The sequence below is a fragment of the Bacteroidia bacterium genome, from assembly GCA_023228875.1.
Taxonomy (GTDB): Bacteria; Bacteroidota; Bacteroidia; order NS11-12g; family UBA955; genus JALOAG01.
In genome coordinates this window covers 245,569-265,318 of the sequence record JALOAG010000003.1, presented here as the reverse complement: position 1 = coordinate 265,318, position 19,750 = coordinate 245,569, and the positions used below count along the sequence as shown (strand labels likewise).

The following is a 19,750-nucleotide window of genomic DNA, read 5'->3' as shown; positions in this document are numbered from 1 at the left end:
AATTGCCAAAAGTAAGAATAAATGGACAAATCAATGCGTAATACATTTGTATATCTTTGCAACTCAATGGAAATTAAAAAAATCGTAATTGCAGGTTCAGGAGTGATGGGGTCAGGGATTGCACAGGTTTGTGCAATGGCAGGATTAGAAACTATTCTTTACGACATTAGTGAAGAATTTTTACTTAAAGCTAAAAACCACATTACACAGAATCTTGAAAAAGCGCAAGAACTTGGAAAAATAAGTGAAAAACAAAAAACACAAACACTAAGCAGGCTTTCATTTACTACGGAAGTAAACAAATTAATTGCTGACCTGATTATTGAGGCAATTCCTGAAAAACTCAATTTAAAACAAGATTTTTTCAAAAAAGTTATTGCTCTAAATTCATGCGACACAATTTTAGCCAGCAATACCTCCTCTATTCCAATTACTCAAATTGCCAACGGACTTGAAAACCCTGAACGTATAATAGGAATTCACTTTTTCAATCCTGCACATATCATGAAATTGGTTGAGATAATTGAGGGAGAATCCACTTCAAGCGAAGTCGCAAAAACATGCAATGAATTGGTTAGAAAGCTTGGCAAAACCGGAGTCTCAGCCAAAGACGCACCCGGATTTATTGTAAACAGGGTTGCCAGACATTACTATGTTGAAAGTTTAAAATTAGTTGAAGAACAAGTAGCAAGTATTGAAACAATTGACAAACTACTTGAGGCAACAGGTTTCAAAATGGGACCATTCCGACTGATGGATTTGATTGGAGTGGAAACAAATTATTCTGTAACAGAAAGCATGTTTGGGTTGTTTAACTATGAGAATCGATTTAGACCAAGCAGAATTCAAAAACAGAAAGTATTGGCTGGATTTTATGGTAGGAAAACCGGTAAGGGATTTTATCAATATGAAAAAGAATAAGCTCTTCAGGCATTTATTTACACTCATTGTCCTTACCTTGTGTATTGTCCTTACTTATTCATGTAATAAAAACAATGACAAAGATGTAATTCCCAATGTGCCCGTCAGCATAAGAGTAAACATGGAATTACCTTTATACTCAAAGCTCTTAATTCCGGGTAATTATATATATTTAGAAGGAGGCAATAAGGGTATCACGTTATTTCATGGCTTTGATGATCAATATTATGCCACAGACAGAATTTGTCCTTATCAACCCTTTGATGCATGTTCAAAAGTTGAATTAGATTCCAATTTCACTTTCCGATGTGGAAGTAGTATTAATGGCATTTTTGAACAATGCTGTGCATCTAAGTTTCAATATGATGGTCAAATTTCAAATGGTCCTGCCATATACCCCTTAAAAAGTTATAGGGTATATAGAAGTGGAAACATACTCGATATTGCGAACTAATTTATTCGTCCCAATAACTCTCAAGTTTATCGCACAAAAAAATTTGCTTGAACTAAAATAATATTTACTTTTGCCCATAATCATAAAGAGAAAATTTAATATCTTACTCATGAAGAAAACACTACTTACCCTACTGGTACCATTATCCATTGTATTTGGACTTAACAATCCATCAAATGCACAAAATGCTGACAACAAATTAGGTATAGAGATCAACGGAGGATTCATGGAATACCAAGGAGATCACGGCTATTCTTTATTTTTTGCACGCAAACCAACTTATATGGGAGTTTCGGGCAACATTAGTCATTACTTATCGCCATCATTTGATGTAATGTTATTTGGCGGATCGGGTGATTTAGGTTACTATAAAAATGTACCTTATTCAGAGCCTCCTTTCGACCGAGCCGGTTTTACCGCGAGATTATTTAATGTATCAACAGGATTGCGCTATAAATTTAACAATGATATTATCCTTTCTTCTGATGCTAAGCTATTTCCTTATTTAGTTGGAGGCTGGGGTTTCCAATATATTCATTCCAAAATATTAAATCAAACTCGCAACAACCTCACTGAGTTTTGTGGAGTCTTTACCGGTGGTGGAGGCATACAATACAATATTAATGACAAGATAGGAATTCGCGCACAAACTGTGTTTAACTATACATACAATGATATTTGGGATGGCTATCCTTTCACAGATGGTGTTCATAAAAGAAGGAAACTCTATGATTCTTATATGTTTCATTCATTAGGAGTTGTTGTAAATCTACCATACGACCTATTTAATTATGAAAAAGGACCTAAAAAGCCTAAGGATTCTGACCAAGATGGTGTTCCAAACAAGTTAGATAAATGTCCAAAAACACCATTGGGTTGGATTGTTGACAGTGTAGGTTGTCCTTTGGACTCAGATGGAGATGGCATTTTTGACCACGCAGACTCTTGTCGCTACACAAAAGGACTTCCTGAATTCAACGGATGTCCTGATACTGATGGCGATGGAATTCCTGACCCTAAAGATCGTTGCCCTAACGAAGCCGGCACTGCACAATTCCAAGGATGTCCTGACACTGACGGAGACGGTATTCCTGACATTGATGACCGTTGTCCAAATGCAGCAGGTCCTGCTGAACTAAAAGGATGCCCTGATAAAGACGGAGACGGCATTCCTGATATTGATGATAAATGTCCTGATGTTAAAGGTCCAGCAGAATGGGAAGGCTGTCCAGATTCTGACGGAGATGGTATCCCTGACCACCTTGACAGATGTCCTAGCGTACCTGGTATTGCTGCAAATAAAGGATGTCCTGAAATTAAGAAGCAAGATATTCAGAAAATTGCGCTTGCTGCAAAGGGTATCAACTTCGAAACAGGAAAAGCAATTATCACTAAAGATTCTTACAAAAATCTAGACATCTTGGTTGAAATGCTTCAACGTTACAAAGAAGCTTATGTGGACATTGAAGGTCATACTGACAATGTTGGAAAATCTGAGGCTAACAAGAAGTTATCTCAAGACCGTGCAGATGCTGTGAAAGCATACTTGGTAAGCAAAGGAATTGACGAAGCTCGCTTAACTGCAATTGGTTATGGAGATGAAAGACCTATAGCGGATAACAAAACCTCCGCTGGTAAAGCTAAAAACAGAAGGGTTGACTTTAATATTAAGTATTAAACGCTTTTCACATATAAAACACAAGAGGGTGGGCAAATGTCCACCCTCTTGTGTTTTATATGTGTTTGCAATTCATTCCAAGCCAAATACTTTCATTATTTTCGCACACTCAATCTCGACTTTAACTAAAAAATCATGATAAAGAAAATTGCTTTTGTATTCGGGTGCATAGCCTGCATATTCATTTTTAACTCTAACAAACAAGAAGAAGGAATGTTTCCTTTGAGTGATCTGAGTAAAATTGACTTTAAAGAAGCAGGGTTTAAAATTCAACAAGAAGACATATTTAATCCAAATGGTATCAGCCTAACCAATGCATTGGTTAGAATAGGCGGATGTACCGGTTCATTTATTTCAGAAGATGGCTTAATCATTACAAATCATCATTGTGCTTTTGGTGCTGTCAGCAGGGTTTCTTCTGTTGAAAACAATTATTTAGAAAATGGGTTTATGGCAAAAACTCGTGAAGAAGAAATTCCCGTTGGAATTGAGTGCAAAATCACACGTTCTTATGAAGATGTTTCCTCTATCATATTAAAAGGCATTGGGGACAATACAGATGGAAAAAACAGAGAGAAAACAATTGCACAAAACACTAAAAAACTAGTTGAAGAAGAATCAAAACGACATCCAAACTTAAAAATTGAAGTGTCAGAAATGTTCATCGGCAGAACGTATGTACTCTTTCGATATGAAATCCTTTCAGACACACGCTTAGTTTATGTTCCACCCAGACAAATTGGAGAATTTGGAGGAGAATCAGACAATTGGGAATGGCCTAGGCATACAGGCGATTTTACAATATTACGTGCATACTCAAACAAGAATAACAAAGCTGCAGAATATGATAAATCGAATGTTCCCTATAAGCCAAATAAGTTCCTGAAAATCAATCCTAACGGAGTACAAGAAGAAGACTTAGTATTTATTTTGGGCTATCCAGGCAGAACATTCAGGCATCAACCTGCTAGATTTATTGAATATCAAGAACAACATTTACTCCCTTTTATTTCAGAATGGTTTGGCTATAAAATTCAGACCATGAAAGATGTAAGCATCAACATTGGCAACCAAGAACGATATCTGAATTTGGCTTCTACAATGAAAAGCCTCGCCAATGTCAAAAAAAATTATGAAGGTAAAATTCAAGGATTAAAAAGAACCGGACTACTCCAATCTAAAATTGAAGAAGACCTAAAGATGAAGCAAATTGCGATTGAAAAACACATGGGAGCTGAGTATGAAAGAGTGATTGACAAGATTGACAGCCTTTACGGACTTAAAAATCAAATGTTTAACAAGGAGTTTATTTTGAACTTCTTAAATAATGACGTAGGTTATGTTCAAACAGCTTTAACTATCTTAAAACTTCAACTTGAACCTAAGAAAGATGTTGTTTCCTTCTGGAAAGAGAAACAAACTATTATAGAAGGATTATTACAAAGAAGATTTGTAGAAAACAATCAAGATATCGAGTATCAATTCTTTAAATCTTTAGTATTCAGATTAGCAGCGGAAGGCATTAGTGTTTCATCCTACAATAAAGCCAAAAATAAAGAAGTGTGGATACACAAACTTTATGCGCATTACCAAAAGGACAGAAACAATTGGCTAAACATTTTGAAAAAAAGTCCGGGAAATTTCCAAAAAATCAAGTCTCCTATGCTAGACTTTGTGGCTGAATTACTACCGTATATCAATGATATTAGGACTCAAAAAGAGTATATTGATGCTGAATTAAATTATTGGGTTCCTATTTACACAGAACTTAAATATAGAACACAACCGGGAAACTTTATTCCAGATGCCAATTCCACATTAAGACTTACTTATGGTTATATCAGAAGATATTCACCAAATGATGGAGAAACAGACTATCCATTTACTTCAGTTGAAGGTATCAAACAAAAATACAACACAGGCAATCCCGACTATTTCTTGCCAGACAATCTCAGAACTTTCTTTGACCAAAAAAAATATCCTGAGATTTTAATTGATAAGAAAACAGGTAAACCGGTGGTGTGCATGCTTTATAATTTAGATACAACCGGGGGCAACTCCGGCAGTCCGATAATGGATAGCAATGGTAATTTGGTTGGAATAAACTTTGACAGAACATACACCGCAACTATCAATGACTATGCTTGGAACGAGAACTACAGCCGTTCTGTAGGAGTAGATATTCGTTACGTCATATATATCATGAAATATTTATCTGGTGCAGACCACTTGTTGAATGAAATGGGGGTAAATATTTAATATCATATTTTGAGTTAATATTGCAGTTGATATGAACTATCTAGATTTTGAAAAACCGGTTGAAGATTTATGTGAGCAACTTGAAAAAGTCAAATTGACTCATACTCAAGGAAAAGTGGACATGTCTGAAACCATTGCTCAATTAGAACAAAAAATTGATGAACTCAAGAAAGAGGTATATGGCAATTTATCAAATTGGCAACGAGTACAGCTCTCCAGACACCCTGACCGTCCATACACATTAGATTATATCCAACACATAGCTCCTGATTTTATTGAACTACATGGCGATCGCGTTGTCAAAGATGACAAAGCAATTGTTGGAGGCTTTGGCACTATAGATGGTCAAACATTTATGATCATAGGCCAACAAAAAGGCAGAAACACAAAAGAACGTCAATATCGCAACTTTGGGATGGCAAATCCTGATGGATATCGCAAGGCTCTACGCTTGATGAAACTCGCTGAAAAATTTGAAAAACCTATTCTTACTTTAATTGACACACCGGGTGCATCTCCCGGTCTGGAAGCAGAGGAACGCGGGCAAGGCGAAGCCATCGCAAAAAATTTAATGGAAATGTCTGTACTTAAAGTTCCTATCATTTGCATTGTGATTGGAGAAGGAGCTTCAGGTGGTGCACTTGGCATTGGTATTGGCGACAAAGTGATGATGATGAAATATTCGTGGTACTCAGTTATCTCTCCTGAAAACTGCTCTTCAATTCTTTGGAGAAGTTGGGATTTCAAAGAAAAGGCAGCAGATGCACTAAAACTTACACCTAACGACATGCTTGCCAACAAATTAATTGACGGGATTATTGAAGAACCTTTAGGTGGGGCTCATTACAATCTTCAAGAAGCATCTGAAATTCTAAAAAGAGAGATTAAAAAACTGCACAAATCCTTAAAAGACATTCCTACAGATAAACTTATTGAAAGTAGAATTGAAAAATTCTCTGAAATGGGCGTCTATACAGAGATTGCTGAATCTTAATAATCTCTTTAGAAAGGATATCCTACCCCTGCATTTAGTACAGTATAATTAATGCCCTTGGGCTTAAATAATTCCTTTGCTACCCAACCTTTATTTTTAGCAACTCCGGGGTCTTTGAGCTGAATTCCCCAGTCAAGTCTAAAGATAAAAAAATTAAAATCAAATCTAAATCCAATTCCTGTATTGAGAGCCATTTCTCCTAAGAAACGTCTATAATCAAAGAGCTCAGAAGTGGTTGTACCCGAGTTTTTCACAAGAGTCCACACATTTCCGGCATCTAGGAAGACTCCCAGTTCTAAAGGTCTAATAAACTTAAATCTATATTCAACACTACCTTGTATTATTAAATCTCCGGAACGGTCAATGCGCGTTCCGGCAGTAGTATCAAGAAAACTTCCCGGTCCTAACGTACGTGGACGCCACCCCCTTAAACTATTTGACCCTCCTATGAAAAATCTTTTATCAAAAGGCAGAATATCATCATTCCCATAAGGAATTCCAGCGCCAATATTGAATCTGAAAGCAAGTGCATTATTCATATCAAGATACTTTCCAATGCGCAAATCAATTTCTGATTTCACAAATTGGAAATAATTTACACCCAAAAAATCATAGGTAGTATCTGTCGCTTTCTCAGTATCCATTGACCTGCGTAATATCCTATGAATATTGCCACCAAACTCAATCAAATTTGCTCGCCAAATAACATAATCCTTTGCATTATTAGACTTAAATTTAGAATGAGAATAACGCAGTCCTGAAGAAGTAATTAAGTTATTTGCAAAAAGTCGTTTTACATAATCGAGATTCTGGGGGCTGATTTTATCAAGAAAGCCCGGGACAATTAGGCTATTAGAATACGATATTTCTATTGGTGTAAACATCCATACATTCCGATCCTTGAGAAACTGATACGAAAAAGACAAAGGCATGAGATTGCGCTTAAAATCTAGATTATTCTCATAAATATAAGAAAGAGACAGAACAGAGCGCACCGAATTTAGTTTCTTTCTTTCTATGAGTGATTGCCATAAATAAGAGCTAGGCATAAAAAGGTTTGCTGTAACCCCTGTTTGAAAATTAGTAAAGAATCTATCTATTTTGTCATTTGTACGGAATTGGGTTTCGGCTCTGAGCGTATATGAAACATCTAATCTCTCAGCACCTCTAAAAATATTCTTGTGTGAGTATGTAACGACACCTGCAACACCATAATTTCTATAATTGCCTAAGTTCGCAATTTGATTACTCAAATCAGATGAGATTAACTGAGGCTCAACTGTAAAGCTTTGCAGATTACCCGGTGTAACAGTTATCGAGGTATTAAGATTCAGACTATCACTCTTTGACTTGGTAGTTTCAATCTCAACACTGCTAAACACCCCTAACTCATTTAACCTTCTATATGTCTGAGTCAATTCAGATTGATTATAAATCCCCCCTCGCTTTATCAATAAATTATTTTGTAACACTTTGGGAGAAAAAGGAAAATGATTGGTATAATATCGAACACTATCATACTCAACGAAATATGAAAAAGGTTGGTGAAATGGCGAATTGATTTGTACAGTAATATTTTCAACTTTATATTTCAACAACACATTTTTATCTGAAGGCAAATTCACAATAAGCTTAATATCCACTGTGTGGTTATCATGTGAAGTATCCAGCTCAAAATCCAAATAATCCTTTTTAAAATCAAAATAACCATTACTCCTTATCAACGTTACGACTCTTTCTCGTTCTTGGTTAACAGTCTCAAACTCCAACCTCCTTCCGCCTATAAATAGACTATTGGATTGGTTGCTCTTTATCAGATTCTTTAATGCGGTATCTTTACAATCAAGTTTATAGTACTGAACCCTATAATACTCTTGTGGCGCTATATGATACATCACATATTTCACCTTTTTTTTCTTATATTTTACAGTGTAATACACTGATACATCATAATACCCTGCATTAAACAAGAATTGACGGATGTTGTTTGCAGCTTTATCCGCATGTGAAGAATCAAAAAGAACCGGTACTTCTCCGGCATCACGTAGAAATTTGCGAACTTTTCTATTGTTCAAACTGCTGTCCTTCGTACTAAATCCAAGATTGTACATGCGAAGATGGAAACGTGTCAATCCAAGTATTTTTCTGTTGGGTTTATAGTTATTTAGCTCTTTATACTCCGGCAAATTTTGTTTCTGGCGCTTGACATCATGTAAATCATATTTTACTTTCATAAACAAATGCTTCCCTTCAGGCACAGTCTTAGTGAGTGAGCAACCTGATGCAAATACAAGCATGACTATCGCACTGATAAATGAAGATATGTTTATTTTTGATGCCAAATGTTGAGCAATACTCAGTTAAAACAATTTGCTTCCTTGAAAGTCAAAAAGTTCAGGCAAAAATATAGCCAATTTGTAGTCGAAGGGAAAAAATCTATTAAGGAATTAACACATACGAACTTTATTCCCGACACCTTACTTTTTAGGCATAAATCTGAAGATGAATTATGCAAGTTATTTCCTACATCCTCTATAATAGAAAATTGTGGAGATCAACTCAATAAAATCTCCTCATTTGAAACACCCGGTGATACTATTGCTATTATTCCTCTACCTGTTCCAAGTCTTTCAAGTTCTTCAATCTCTAAAGGTTGTTCATTGTTTTTAGATGAAATACAAGACCCAGGAAATCTTGGGACTATTATAAGGCTGGCAGTATGGTATGGTTTTAACAATATTGCGTTTAGCAAGGGATGTACTGACATTTTTAATCCTAAGACAATACAAGCCAGCATGGGAGGCTTTTCTAAAATCAACTTCGTCTATACTGAGAAAGAAACTTGGCTGAGTCAAGCTCAAAGTGCAAACATTCCAATTTTAGGCGCATTTTTAGAAGGCGCAGATGTCCATCATTTTGTTTTCCCAAAGAATTTCATTTTAGTAATTGGAAATGAAGGGGATGGCATTAGTCCTGAGGTAGAAAAATTTATATCTTCTAGAATCACCATAAAAGGAAGTGGGCATATAGAGTCTCTCAATGCAGCTATGGCAACAGCAATAGTTTTGGATAACATTTACAGAACAAGTAAGTTAAAATAGTAAAACTTTTTAGCGCTACAAATGAGGTATCAAAGTCTCTAATTTCATTCCACGTGAGCCTTTCAACAGAACGGTGTAGCCGGAAATCTTGTTTTGTTCGAGAAACGAAATCAAGCTTTTAACATCAAGAAAACTCGTTGGTGAACTATGAACTTTTGCAAACACTTCTCCCACAGTAATAACCATATCGAATCCCGCATGTTGTGCTAATTGCAACACCGCACTATGCTCGGACAAGGCAAAATCACCTAACTCAAACATATCGCCCAATATTGCAATCTTCTTATCAGCTTGCACTGTTTGGAGTGTATGAATTGCCATTTCCATACTGCTTGGGTTCGCATTATACGCATCTAAGAAAATCAAATTACGCCCAGTTTGCCTCCATTCTGAACGCATATTGTCGGGTTTGTAGCTTGCAATTGCAGTTGCTATTTCAGCTTCTGCAATGCCAAAAAATAACCCAACAGCACGTGCAGCAGCAATATTGCTCAGATTATGCTTTCCTGCAAGATTTGCATCATATACTATATTACTGTTACTATTTGCTTTTATTTGAGGTGCAAGTTGTTCCGCAGTAAAATCATTTATAGAATAATCTACTTTGTTGCTCAGCCTTTTAGACATATTCCCTAACCAAGAATCATCAACGTTTACAAAAGCAGTTCCTCCATGCATTAACAAAAAGTTATATAAATGACTCTCTTCGTGTGCAACTGCTTCAACACTTCCAAACCCTTCAAGATGCTCCTTCCCTACATTGGTGATTAATCCAAAATCAGGTTGACAAATATTACAAAGCTGTTCAATATCACCCTTTTGATTAGTGCCAAGTTCTAATAGTGCAATTTCCGTATCCACAGGCATGGATAGCAATGTAAGGGGCAAACCAATATGGTTATTAAAATTGCCCGGAGTTGCGTGCACTTTATATTTCACACTCAGCACACGTTTTAACAATTCCTTAGTAGTAGTTTTACCATTACTACCACCTATTCCAATTATCTTCGTTTTACAATGGTTTCTGTGAAAAGAGGCCAAGTTTTGCAGTGTTGTTAGAACATCATCCACTATAATTACCTTTTCACTAATAAAATCGGGATGCTCATCTCCTACTACATAAGATGCACCTTGCTCAATTGCTTGTTTTAGAAACTTATTTCCGTTAAATCCCGCCCCCTTTAATGCAAAAAATATAGCACCGGGCTGTGGTTTGCGAGTGTCTGTATATATACTCCCGTTGGCATCGAGATAAATAGAATAAAGTTTGTTCATTTCCACATTGCAAGATTAGCAATAAATTTCACTATCTTTGTTACTGTGAAACTGCGTATATCAACATTTACACTCTTTTGTTTATTCTATTTGGCGATTACCTCTTCAGAAACATTAAATGCACAAGGGGGTAGTAATATTAAACTTTATTTCTCTGATTCATTACAATTCACAAAAGAAGGTAAAACATTAGTCAGCCCATTTGTCGGAGGACTTGATTTACCGGTCTTCAGTCCTGTTGATTTAAACAATGACGGGAAACCGGACTTAGTCATTTTTGACCGTTCGGGTGGTGTTACTCTGACATATATCAATACAGGCACACACAATAATTACAGCTATGAATATGCTCCTCAATTTGAATATTTATTCAAGGATGTGAACACGAATGCTTACATACTTTTTAGAGATTTTAACCAAGATGGCAAACCGGACTTATTTACCCTTGAAGGAGGTTCGAATAGATTTAGAGTGTATAAAAACATAACTCAACCTTCAGATTCAATTCTTCGATTATACAAAATGGGAGACATTCAATATGAACATAGTTCAGGTTCAATTTTAACATTAGGAGGACGATTAGCCGACTTGCCAATAATTGATGACATTGATGGCGATGGAGACTTAGATTATATCAAATACGAATCTGCATTTGAAACACTCATCTTGTATCTGAATGAACAGGTTGAAAAAGGCTTATCCAAGGACACCTTTGCATTTCGGCTGGTAGATTTATGTTGGGGAGGCTTTCACGAAGCACCCGGCAATGAGATTATTTTAAATTGCAATAGAATTTCTTTCCCAAATTACAGAAGAGATAACGATGTAGAAAGAAGACATGGAGGTGGCAGCACTTTACTGTCAATTGATTTAGACAATGATGGCGACAAAGAACTCATCTTAGGCAATGCAGAATTCCCAAACTTATTAATGCTTAAAAATGGACAAAAAGAATTGGGAATGAATTATGATACAATGATTGCATACTCAAAATTTTTCCCTAATAATGACGAAAATGAAATCAACTTTAAATACATGCCGGCACTCTATCATTTTGATGTAGATGGAGACGGTGAGAAAGACATCATTGCTTCCTCCTATTTTATGATTGATCCTAAATATGGCAATCATCCGATCTTCTCCAACAATATCTGGTTCCTAAGAAATGAGGGTAGCGACCAAGCACCTTACTTTAATTTGTATAATAAGAATTTTTTAATGGATGAATCCATAGATTTAGGCTCTAATGTAAGTCCTACATTTTGGGATATAAATAAAGACGGCTTGGTTGATTTATTGGTAGCCGTTGAGCCAGACACAGTGCTCAACCCTTCTATTACGTATACTCGACTTTTCAGATACAACAATGTTGGCACTTCACAACTGCCTAAATATGAATTAGTGGATACAAATTTTGCGAATTTCAGCAGCTTCAATCAGTTGGGAGTTACTATAGCAATTGGAGATATGGATAATGACGGGATTGAAGATATGATAGTCGGCAATGCTGAAGGCAAGATTCTTTACTTTAAGAACACCTCCCCTTCAAATGCCACAACAAACCCTACTTTTTTATTTAAAACCAATAATCTTTTAAATGAATCTGTTGGTTTATATGCTGCTCCTACCATCTTTGACTACAGTCAAGATGGCAAGCCGGATTTAATTGTTGGAAAACGCGATGGTTATTTTGCATATTACAAAAACACTTCTACCGGTTCTGAACCAACATTTACAAAGATAACTGACCAATTAGGCAATGCACGGGCAAACCTTTTCAGAGATGATTTTAATCCTCCCGGATATGAAGCAATCGGAATGTCTGCGCCTGTCTTTTATGATTTTGAAGGCGATGGAAAACCGGAATTAATTTCCGGTTCTAACTCAGGCCATATCAAAATGTGGTATATTTCTTATGACCCTTTTTATACCTTTCCTGAAATTACTGATTTTTATGGTTTAGTAAATGCTGATCGCGATACTTCTTGGAACAACCGATTAGGAACAAGCATAAAAATTGCTGTTACTAAATTACGTGACAGTTCTAAAGCAGATGTATTAGTGGGCACTAATCGCGGTGGTTTTAAATTCCTTTCATCCACTGCAAGTATCAAACATATTAATGTAACACAATTAAAACCTCAATCATACAAATTTAAAGTTTATCCAAATCCTACTAAAGGTGAATTTAGAATCGCTCTCCCTAATGATTTGATTCACAAGAACATTACACTTAAAATTCACGACTATACGGGTAGAGTTGTAAGCACAAACATATTCAGCCCTTACGGAGAGGATATCATTAATTTGAAGGTTGCAAACGGCATATACATCGGGACAATCAGTGATGATACCGGAATGATTCTAGGTTCTTGTAATATTATTATTCAAGATTAATTTAAAGATTAATCCTATTCTTACACAAATTAAACTCTTCTTCCCTATTTCCTGCGACAATGAGGATTCTGTTATTAAGGTTGTCAGAAATAACTGCTTTCATTTGTTCAATGCCTTCAACATCCATATTAGAAAAAGGCTCATCTAAAATGAGTACTTTTGATTTGGAGAAAATAGCAAGCACAAGTTTAAGCCTATTTATCCAACCGGCTGATAATTGATTTACCTTCTTTGTAAACAATGTAGGAGGGAAAACAGCTCTAATATTTTCTAAATAATTATCGCAAATCGGGTTTCTAAATTTAAAATGGAATTTAATAGATTCCTGAATTGTCAAATCATCAAACAATTGTTCTTGTATTCCTGCAAATGCAAAATCTTGAAATTGGACAGGAGCATTTGAGGCATGTTCATATTGCCAAGAAACAGTTCCTGAATCCGGCTGCATATAACCCATCACAATTTTTAATAATGTAGTTTTGCCTGAGCCATTTTTACCGGAAACAGCATAAGATTCGCCTTGTTTGAGAACAAAATGTTTGTTTTTAAATAAGACTTTATTTTCAAAAGACTTAGAGATATTTTCTAAGACAAGTTGCATTATAATCGCTTAGAAGAATATCCTCTCATAATACCACCTTCTGACTCTCTGATAAATTGAAGAATCTCATCCCTTTCAGGAGAAGCCGGTTTTTCATTTTCTATGATTGCAAGTGCCTTCTGGGTATTATTTCCTCTAAGATACAGTGTTCTGTATATATCTTGAATTTCGTTTATCTTTTCAGCAGAAAAACCTCTGCGTCTCAACCCAACAGAATTGACACCTTCGTAAGAAATAGGCTGCCTTCCGGCTTTGGTATATGGTGGCACATCCTTTCTAACCATACATCCTCCGGCAATCATTACATGCTGACCTATGTGTACAAATTGATACACAGCACTCATACCTCCCACAATCACAAAATCAGCAATCACCACATGTCCTGCAAGTTGAACTGTGTTAGCCAAAATACAATTATTTCCAACGATACAATCATGCGCAACATGAGAGTATGCCATCAATAGGCAGTTACTTCCAACCTCAGTTCTTCCTAATGCTACCGTACCTTTGTTGATTGTAACATTTTCTCTAATTATTGTATTATCCCCAATGATAGCAAGCGTTTCTTCGCCATTGTATTTCAAATCTTGAGGAATTGCACCTATGGAAGCACCCGGGAATACTTTACAATTTTTCCCTATTCGAGAACCGGGAAAAACCACAGCACCCGACATGATATGGGTGCCTGCACCAATTTCAACGTCCCTATGGATGGTTACAAAAGGATCTATTACAACACTATCATCTATTTTTGCTTGAGGATGAACATACGCTAAAGGCTGTATCATATTATCTTTTACTTAAATTTTCTAACATTATAAACTCTCAAATCCCTCATAATAACTATAACAAACTTTATTCACAATTCGGATTTTTATTTAATTTTTACTACTTGCGCCATCATTTCTGATTCGCATACAAGTTTTTCTCCAACCCATGCTCTTCCCCTCATTTGACATATACCTCTTCTCACCGGCTCGGTCAATTCTAACTTTAAAATTAAGGTATCTCCGGGTACAACTTTTTCCTTGAATTTGGCATTTTCTATCTTTAGAAAATAAGTCCCATAATTCTCAGGATCTTCTTTATCTCCCAGAATAAGGATACCGCCTGCTTGTGCCATGGTTTCTACCAGCAACACACCCGGAAAAATTGGGTCACCCGGGAAATGTCCTTGAAAGAAATACTGATCAGCAGTGATGTTTTTAACTGCTATTACGGTTGTAGCATCCATTCTTAGCACTTTGTCAACCAATAGAAAAGGGTGCTTATGAGGTAGAATACGCATTATATCTCTATGGTCGTAAAGTGGTTTTTCTGAAGGATTGTAATAAGGCACTTCTGTAAGTGCTTTCCTTTCAATCTTCTTCATTTCTGCTTTTATTTTCTTGGCAAATGCAACATTGGATGCATGTCCTGGACGTGCAGCCATAATTTGTGCTTTGAGTGGTTTTCCAACTAATGCCAAATCACCTATTAAATCTAACAACTTATGTCGAGCAGGTTCATTTTGAAATCTTAAATCTAAGTTATTCAAAATACCTTCACTCTTTACCTCGATTTTCTCTTTGTTAAATAATTTAGCAAGGTTGTCTAACTCTTGCTGCTCTATAGGTCTGTCAACAATCACAATGGCGTTGTCCAAACTGCCACCTTTCACTAAATTTGCTTTAACCATTGCTTCAATTTCATGCAAGAAACAAAAAGTACGACAGGGGCTTATTTCTTTTCTAAACTCTTTTAATCCTGTAATGGTAGCATGTTGAGTACCCAAAATATGCGAGTTGTAATCAACCATAACAGTTAATCGATAACTATCTAAAGGCATTGCCACCATCTCGACTTTATTATTGGCATCATTATAATGAATGTTGTGTGGAATCTCGAAGTATTCTCTGTCTTCAGCTTGCTCAACAATTCCTACTTTATCAATGGCTTCTACAATAATTCTTGAACTGCCATCCAATATTGGACATTCGGGACCATCAACTTCTATAAGACAGTTATCAATCTCAAGTCCTACAAGCGTAGCAAGTGTATGTTCTACGGTTGCAATTCTTGCTCCATGTTGTTCCAGTGTAGTTCCTCTGGCAGTTTCAACAACCAAATCACAATCTGCATCAATCACCGGCTGCCCCGGTAGATCCACTCTTTTAAACTTATAGCCAAAATTAGCTTCTGCCGGGAGTAAGCTAAGTGTCGTTTCTTTTCCGGTATGTAAACCAATACCCGACAGTGTAACTTTCCCTGCGAGTGTATTCTGTTTTGGATTCATTATTCTTTTGATGTAAGTTCTTTAATAATATTTTCTAGTTGCCTGATTCGCTCTTCAAGTTTAGGGAGATTTCTGCTCATAACCATTGCTTTAAGATTTTCCTTTAATGGAACAATAGGAGTACCCATCCAATCTTTGCCTTCTTCTTTGATTGATGCCGGGACTCCGGATTGCGCTCCAAATCTTGACTTGTCTGCAATCTGAATATGCCCTGCAAAACCGACCTGACCGCCCACCATACAATAATTACCTAAAGTTGTGCTACCGGAAACGCCCGACTGAGAAGCAATTACAGTATGTTTACCTATTTTTACATTATGCGCAATTTGAATAAGATTATCCAGTTTAGTTCCGTCTTCAATTCGTGTCTCACCCAAGGTGGCTCTATCAATCGTACAGTTAGCACCAATTTCAACATAATTTCCAATGACCACTTTACCCACTTGAGGAATTTTGGCATAAGAACCATCCGGCATTGGAGCGTGTCCAAATCCGTCAGAACCAATAACCGTTCCTGAATGAATGATACAATTTTCACCTATTTCAGTTTCGGGATATAAGGTTACTCCGGGATAAATGATGGTATTCTTGCCTATTTTAATATTACTACCTACAAAAACATGAGGATAAATTTGAACCTTTTCTGCTAACTGCGCTCCTTGTGACACATAACTAAAAGCACCTATATAACAAGAGTCTGCTATGGTTGCACCGGAATGGACATAGGAATGAGGTTCTATTCCGCTTTGAAATTTGATTGGATTAAAGTATTTGTCTAAAACCATACAAAAAGCCAGGTATGGATCCGACACACGGATTAATGTAAGTCCAGCAGGCAACTCTACCAATTGCAAATCTTTATTTACTATGACCGCACCTGCCTTTGTATTTTTAATCTTTTGGATATACTTTAAATTAGATATAAAACTTAGCTGCGAAGGCAAAGCTTCGTCTATACCGGCTACACCGGTAATTACTAGATTTTGATTACCCTCAACCGTCCCTCCGACAAACTGAATAATATCCTCAATGGTAGGATTGCTCATATAGGGCACGAAAATAAGAGAATAAAAATAAACTTAAAGCAAAATTGCTGTGTTCCATTAAGATTATTACAATCCAATTTGTTGTTCAAAACACGAACTGGGTTATTCTTGGCTTATTTGCATTGAGTTTAAAAATTACTCTTTAATTTCGCCAATTCATTTTTTCATAAATTAGATTTATCAGAACACCCATAGTCTAGGAATGTCCTACCTTGTTAAATATAGTTATCTGTTATTATTCTTCCCTATTTTCTTATTTTGGGGAATTACTGCTCAAAACTCCATAGAGGCAATCATGCCGGAAAGACTCATTTTCTTACATGCTTTGCTATATTCGCTTGCGTTTTTCTTACCAAAGAAGATACTTAAAGCAGGATATATTATTACAATCTACTTAGTAACTTTTCTATTAATCTTCTTTGAAACAGCCTACATTTATTTGTATAAAGAAGAATTAACCTCTTCTATTGTTTTTATATTATTGGAAACAAACATTACGGAATCAACAGAGTATCTAAAGGTATATTTTACAACCCCAATCATCAAACTCCTACTTCAATTTTTGATACCGTCAATCCTCATTCTTTGGCTTGTAATTAAAGCATTGTATAAGTATTCACTTGATTCATATTTACAAGATCTGAAAGACTTAATTTCAGTTGTCAAATCCATTTTCACTAAACAACAATCAACCGCTCCAGTACGTCTGCACGAAAAAACCACAACACAATCTAGTCTTTACAGATGGATTATTGCACTCTTGATTACCTGTACCGGGACAATTATTTATGTAGAAGCAGGGCATTTTCAACATCATATTATCTCAAAATTTTTGAACGGTTATAAACTGTATGAAGAAGAGATTAATAAATACAAGGACTATATGGTTAATTCCAACAAGAGTCCTTATATATCATCTGTAATTCCGCAAAGCAAGGATAAACCGCGTACACTCATCATTATCATTGGAGAATCAACTACTAAGCACCACATGGAGATTTATGGATACTATCGCAACACCACTCCTAATTTAAAGAAAATTGAAAACCAGCTTGTTTTATTTAATGATGTGATAAGTCCACACACGCATACGATTGCAGCTTTAGAAAAATCTTTAACCTTTGGTACAAACGCCCATCCTGAAGAAAAGGAAAAAGGCAGCATGATTCAACTTGTCAAGGCTGCCGGTTATAAGACCTTTTGGATATCAAATCAGAATCCAATCGGGTTATATGAAACCCTGGTAACAATGATTGGCAGAACTGCAGATCAAAGTTATTTTATCAATACCGGGAGCAACGACCAACAGAAGTCGTACTATAAAGAATCGTATGATGAGCGCCTTTTCCCTTTTATTGAAAAGGCTTTACAAGATTCCGAACCCTTAAAAGTGATTTTTGTACACCTATACGGAACACATGCTGCATATAGCGGCAGATATCCTAAAGAATATGCATACTTCAAGGACAGTGCACATACTGACTACCCTTCTGAAAGAGCATTGGATGCAATAAATATGTACGACAATGCTGTAAGATATAATGACTTTATTGTAAGTCATATCATCTCTCTTACTCAGAAAAATTCAAAGAATGGTGAAGAACAGCAGGTTATTTATTACTCAGACCATGGTGAAGATGTATATCAATCCATGAATTTTGAAGGACATACAGAATCTGTGGGCAGCTTTCCGATGTTTGAAATACCTTTTATTTATTGGTCTAATCAACAAAATAAAGTGCAAACTTATGCACAGTATAAAAATCGCAGTTATATGACAGATGAACTCATCTATTCTGTTGCTGATTTGTTAGACATCAAGTTTAACGGTAGGGATGATCATAAAAGCATCTTTAGCACTTCCTTCCAACCTGAACCAAGAATTGTAAAAGGCAGTATTAACTACGACAAAGAAATAAAACCATGATAAAAAGGATAGTAATTATTTTCATAATACTCATCACTGTAGGAATATCTGTATATAAGGCATATACATACTACAAAGCGAAAATAGAACAAATGATTGCATCCGGAGAGTTGGTAGAGTTGTATTATGAGACAATAATTCAAGATAAGATTTGGGCACATAGGGTTAACTCCATTGAGAGACTACAAGAAATAGCACCTCACTATAAAGGTGTTGAGTTAGATATCATGTTTGTCCCCTCTGAAAACAACTTCGATGTTTATCACCCACCTGCGCTATCATCAGAACTTTCACTCTTTGATTTTCTTAAATCCAATGAAGATTCAAACACGCTTTATTGGTTAGATTTCAAAAATCTGGATAGTATTATTCTACCTAATGCTATTGATAGGTTAATATATATATGCAACACATTATCTCTCAATCAAAACCGCTTTATTGTAGAATCAAACCAGACAAAAGAATTGCAAGCATTTGAGCAAGCAGGATTTAAAACTAGTTACTACTTGCATTACCCCGGACTTTATACTCTTTCTGATGAAGACTTACAAGCCGCATTAGAAAAAATAAATGAAGGGATGAAATACCCTACAACTTACATTTCTGCCCCTATTCACGACTATGATATTTTGAAAAAATACTATCCAGATAAAGAAATGTTACTTTGGTTAGCAGAGAATAAATTAACGTTTGCTGACAACATGAATAGAAGTGTGCATGAATGGAAAGTTGCCAGCGATCCAAAAGTCAAAGTTTTACTTTATTGGATAGCAACAAAAGCTGAAATTAAATAACCTATTAATGTAGTAGCAAAGAAAAACA

The 19,750-nt window shown here is 35.9% G+C and carries 15 protein-coding genes; 9 read left to right on the top strand and 6 right to left on the bottom strand.

The features are described 5' to 3' along the window. The first annotated feature begins 33 nt into the window (after window positions 1-33). From M0R38_05510 to M0R38_05490, 5 genes are all read left to right on the top strand, one after another. Window positions 34-921, top strand: coding sequence for a 3-hydroxyacyl-CoA dehydrogenase NAD-binding domain-containing protein (locus M0R38_05510; GenBank protein ID MCK9481203.1), 888 nt, complete (start codon window positions 34-36; stop codon window positions 919-921). Further along, window positions 908-1,375, top strand: a complete 468-nt coding sequence (locus tag M0R38_05505) for a hypothetical protein (protein ID MCK9481202.1) — start codon at window positions 908-910, stop codon at window positions 1,373-1,375. The genes M0R38_05510 and M0R38_05505 overlap by 14 nt, the downstream gene beginning before the upstream one ends. A 109-nt stretch (window positions 1,376-1,484) precedes the next feature. Then, the gene (locus tag M0R38_05500) at window positions 1,485-3,053 is read left to right on the top strand and encodes an OmpA family protein (GenBank protein ID MCK9481201.1); all 1,569 of its coding nucleotides are present in this window, start codon (window positions 1,485-1,487) and stop codon (window positions 3,051-3,053) included. 135 nt (window positions 3,054-3,188) lie between these two features. Next, complete coding sequence (locus M0R38_05495; protein MCK9481200.1) at window positions 3,189-5,312, top strand: S46 family peptidase; 2,124 nt, start codon at window positions 3,189-3,191, stop codon at window positions 5,310-5,312. A gap of 31 nt (window positions 5,313-5,343) precedes the next feature. Next, on the top strand, window positions 5,344-6,306 hold the full coding sequence (locus tag M0R38_05490; protein MCK9481199.1) for an acetyl-CoA carboxylase carboxyltransferase subunit alpha: 963 nt from the start codon (window positions 5,344-5,346) through the stop codon (window positions 6,304-6,306). An 8-nt stretch (window positions 6,307-6,314) separates the two neighbouring features. On the opposite strand, the gene M0R38_05485 is transcribed toward M0R38_05490, so the two are convergent. Beyond that, complete coding sequence (locus M0R38_05485; GenBank protein MCK9481198.1) at window positions 6,315-8,540, bottom strand: BamA/TamA family outer membrane protein; 2,226 nt, start codon at window positions 8,538-8,540, stop codon at window positions 6,315-6,317. Window positions 8,541-8,648: 108 nt separating this feature from the next. Here M0R38_05485 and M0R38_05480 point away from each other — a divergent pair, with 108 nt between their 5' ends. After that, window positions 8,649-9,407: an RNA methyltransferase gene (locus M0R38_05480; protein ID MCK9481197.1), complete on the top strand. Its 759-nt coding sequence runs from the start codon at window positions 8,649-8,651 to the stop codon at window positions 9,405-9,407. Window positions 9,408-9,422: 15 nt separating this feature from the next. Here the strand turns inward: M0R38_05480 and murF are convergent, their stop codons facing one another. Beyond that, on the bottom strand, window positions 9,423-10,682 hold the full coding sequence (gene murF, locus M0R38_05475) for a UDP-N-acetylmuramoyl-tripeptide--D-alanyl-D-alanine ligase (GenBank protein ID MCK9481196.1): 1,260 nt from the start codon (window positions 10,680-10,682) through the stop codon (window positions 9,423-9,425). A gap of 45 nt (window positions 10,683-10,727) precedes the next feature. On the opposite strand from murF, the gene M0R38_05470 reads away from it, so the two are divergent. Continuing rightward, complete coding sequence (locus M0R38_05470; protein MCK9481195.1) at window positions 10,728-13,079, top strand: T9SS type A sorting domain-containing protein; 2,352 nt, start codon at window positions 10,728-10,730, stop codon at window positions 13,077-13,079. Window position 13,080: 1 nt separating this feature from the next. Here the strand turns inward: M0R38_05470 and M0R38_05465 are convergent, their stop codons facing one another. The 4 genes from M0R38_05465 to lpxD all read right to left on the bottom strand — a co-directional run bounded on the left by M0R38_05465 (window position 13,081) and on the right by lpxD (window position 17,001). After that, the gene (locus M0R38_05465; protein MCK9481194.1) at window positions 13,081-13,680 is read right to left on the bottom strand and encodes an ATP-binding cassette domain-containing protein; all 600 of its coding nucleotides are present in this window, start codon (window positions 13,678-13,680) and stop codon (window positions 13,081-13,083) included. Further along, window positions 13,680-14,468 carry an acyl-ACP--UDP-N-acetylglucosamine O-acyltransferase gene (lpxA, locus tag M0R38_05460; GenBank protein MCK9481193.1) on the bottom strand — a complete coding sequence of 263 codons (789 nt, stop codon included), beginning with the start codon at window positions 14,466-14,468 and terminating at the stop codon, window positions 13,680-13,682. The genes M0R38_05465 and lpxA overlap by 1 nt, the downstream gene beginning before the upstream one ends. Window positions 14,469-14,554: 86 nt before the next feature. Further along, on the bottom strand, window positions 14,555-15,955 hold the full coding sequence (locus M0R38_05455; GenBank protein MCK9481192.1) for a bifunctional UDP-3-O-[3-hydroxymyristoyl] N-acetylglucosamine deacetylase/3-hydroxyacyl-ACP dehydratase: 1,401 nt from the start codon (window positions 15,953-15,955) through the stop codon (window positions 14,555-14,557). Next, complete coding sequence (gene lpxD, locus M0R38_05450) at window positions 15,955-17,001, bottom strand: UDP-3-O-(3-hydroxymyristoyl)glucosamine N-acyltransferase (protein MCK9481191.1); 1,047 nt, start codon at window positions 16,999-17,001, stop codon at window positions 15,955-15,957. Before lpxD ends, M0R38_05455 begins: the two co-directional genes overlap by 1 nt. A gap of 202 nt (window positions 17,002-17,203) precedes the next feature. Here lpxD and M0R38_05445 point away from each other — a divergent pair, with 202 nt between their 5' ends. Together M0R38_05445 and M0R38_05440 are read left to right on the top strand one after the other, a co-directional pair. Next, window positions 17,204-18,928 (top strand): sulfatase-like hydrolase/transferase, encoded by a 1,725-nt coding sequence (locus M0R38_05445; GenBank protein ID MCK9481190.1) that lies wholly within the window; start codon window positions 17,204-17,206, stop codon window positions 18,926-18,928. Further along, entirely contained in the window at window positions 18,925-19,722 is a 798-nt protein-coding gene (locus M0R38_05440) for a hypothetical protein (GenBank protein MCK9481189.1), read from the top strand. The genes M0R38_05445 and M0R38_05440 overlap by 4 nt, the downstream gene beginning before the upstream one ends. The last annotated feature ends 28 nt before the right edge of the window (window positions 19,723-19,750 follow it).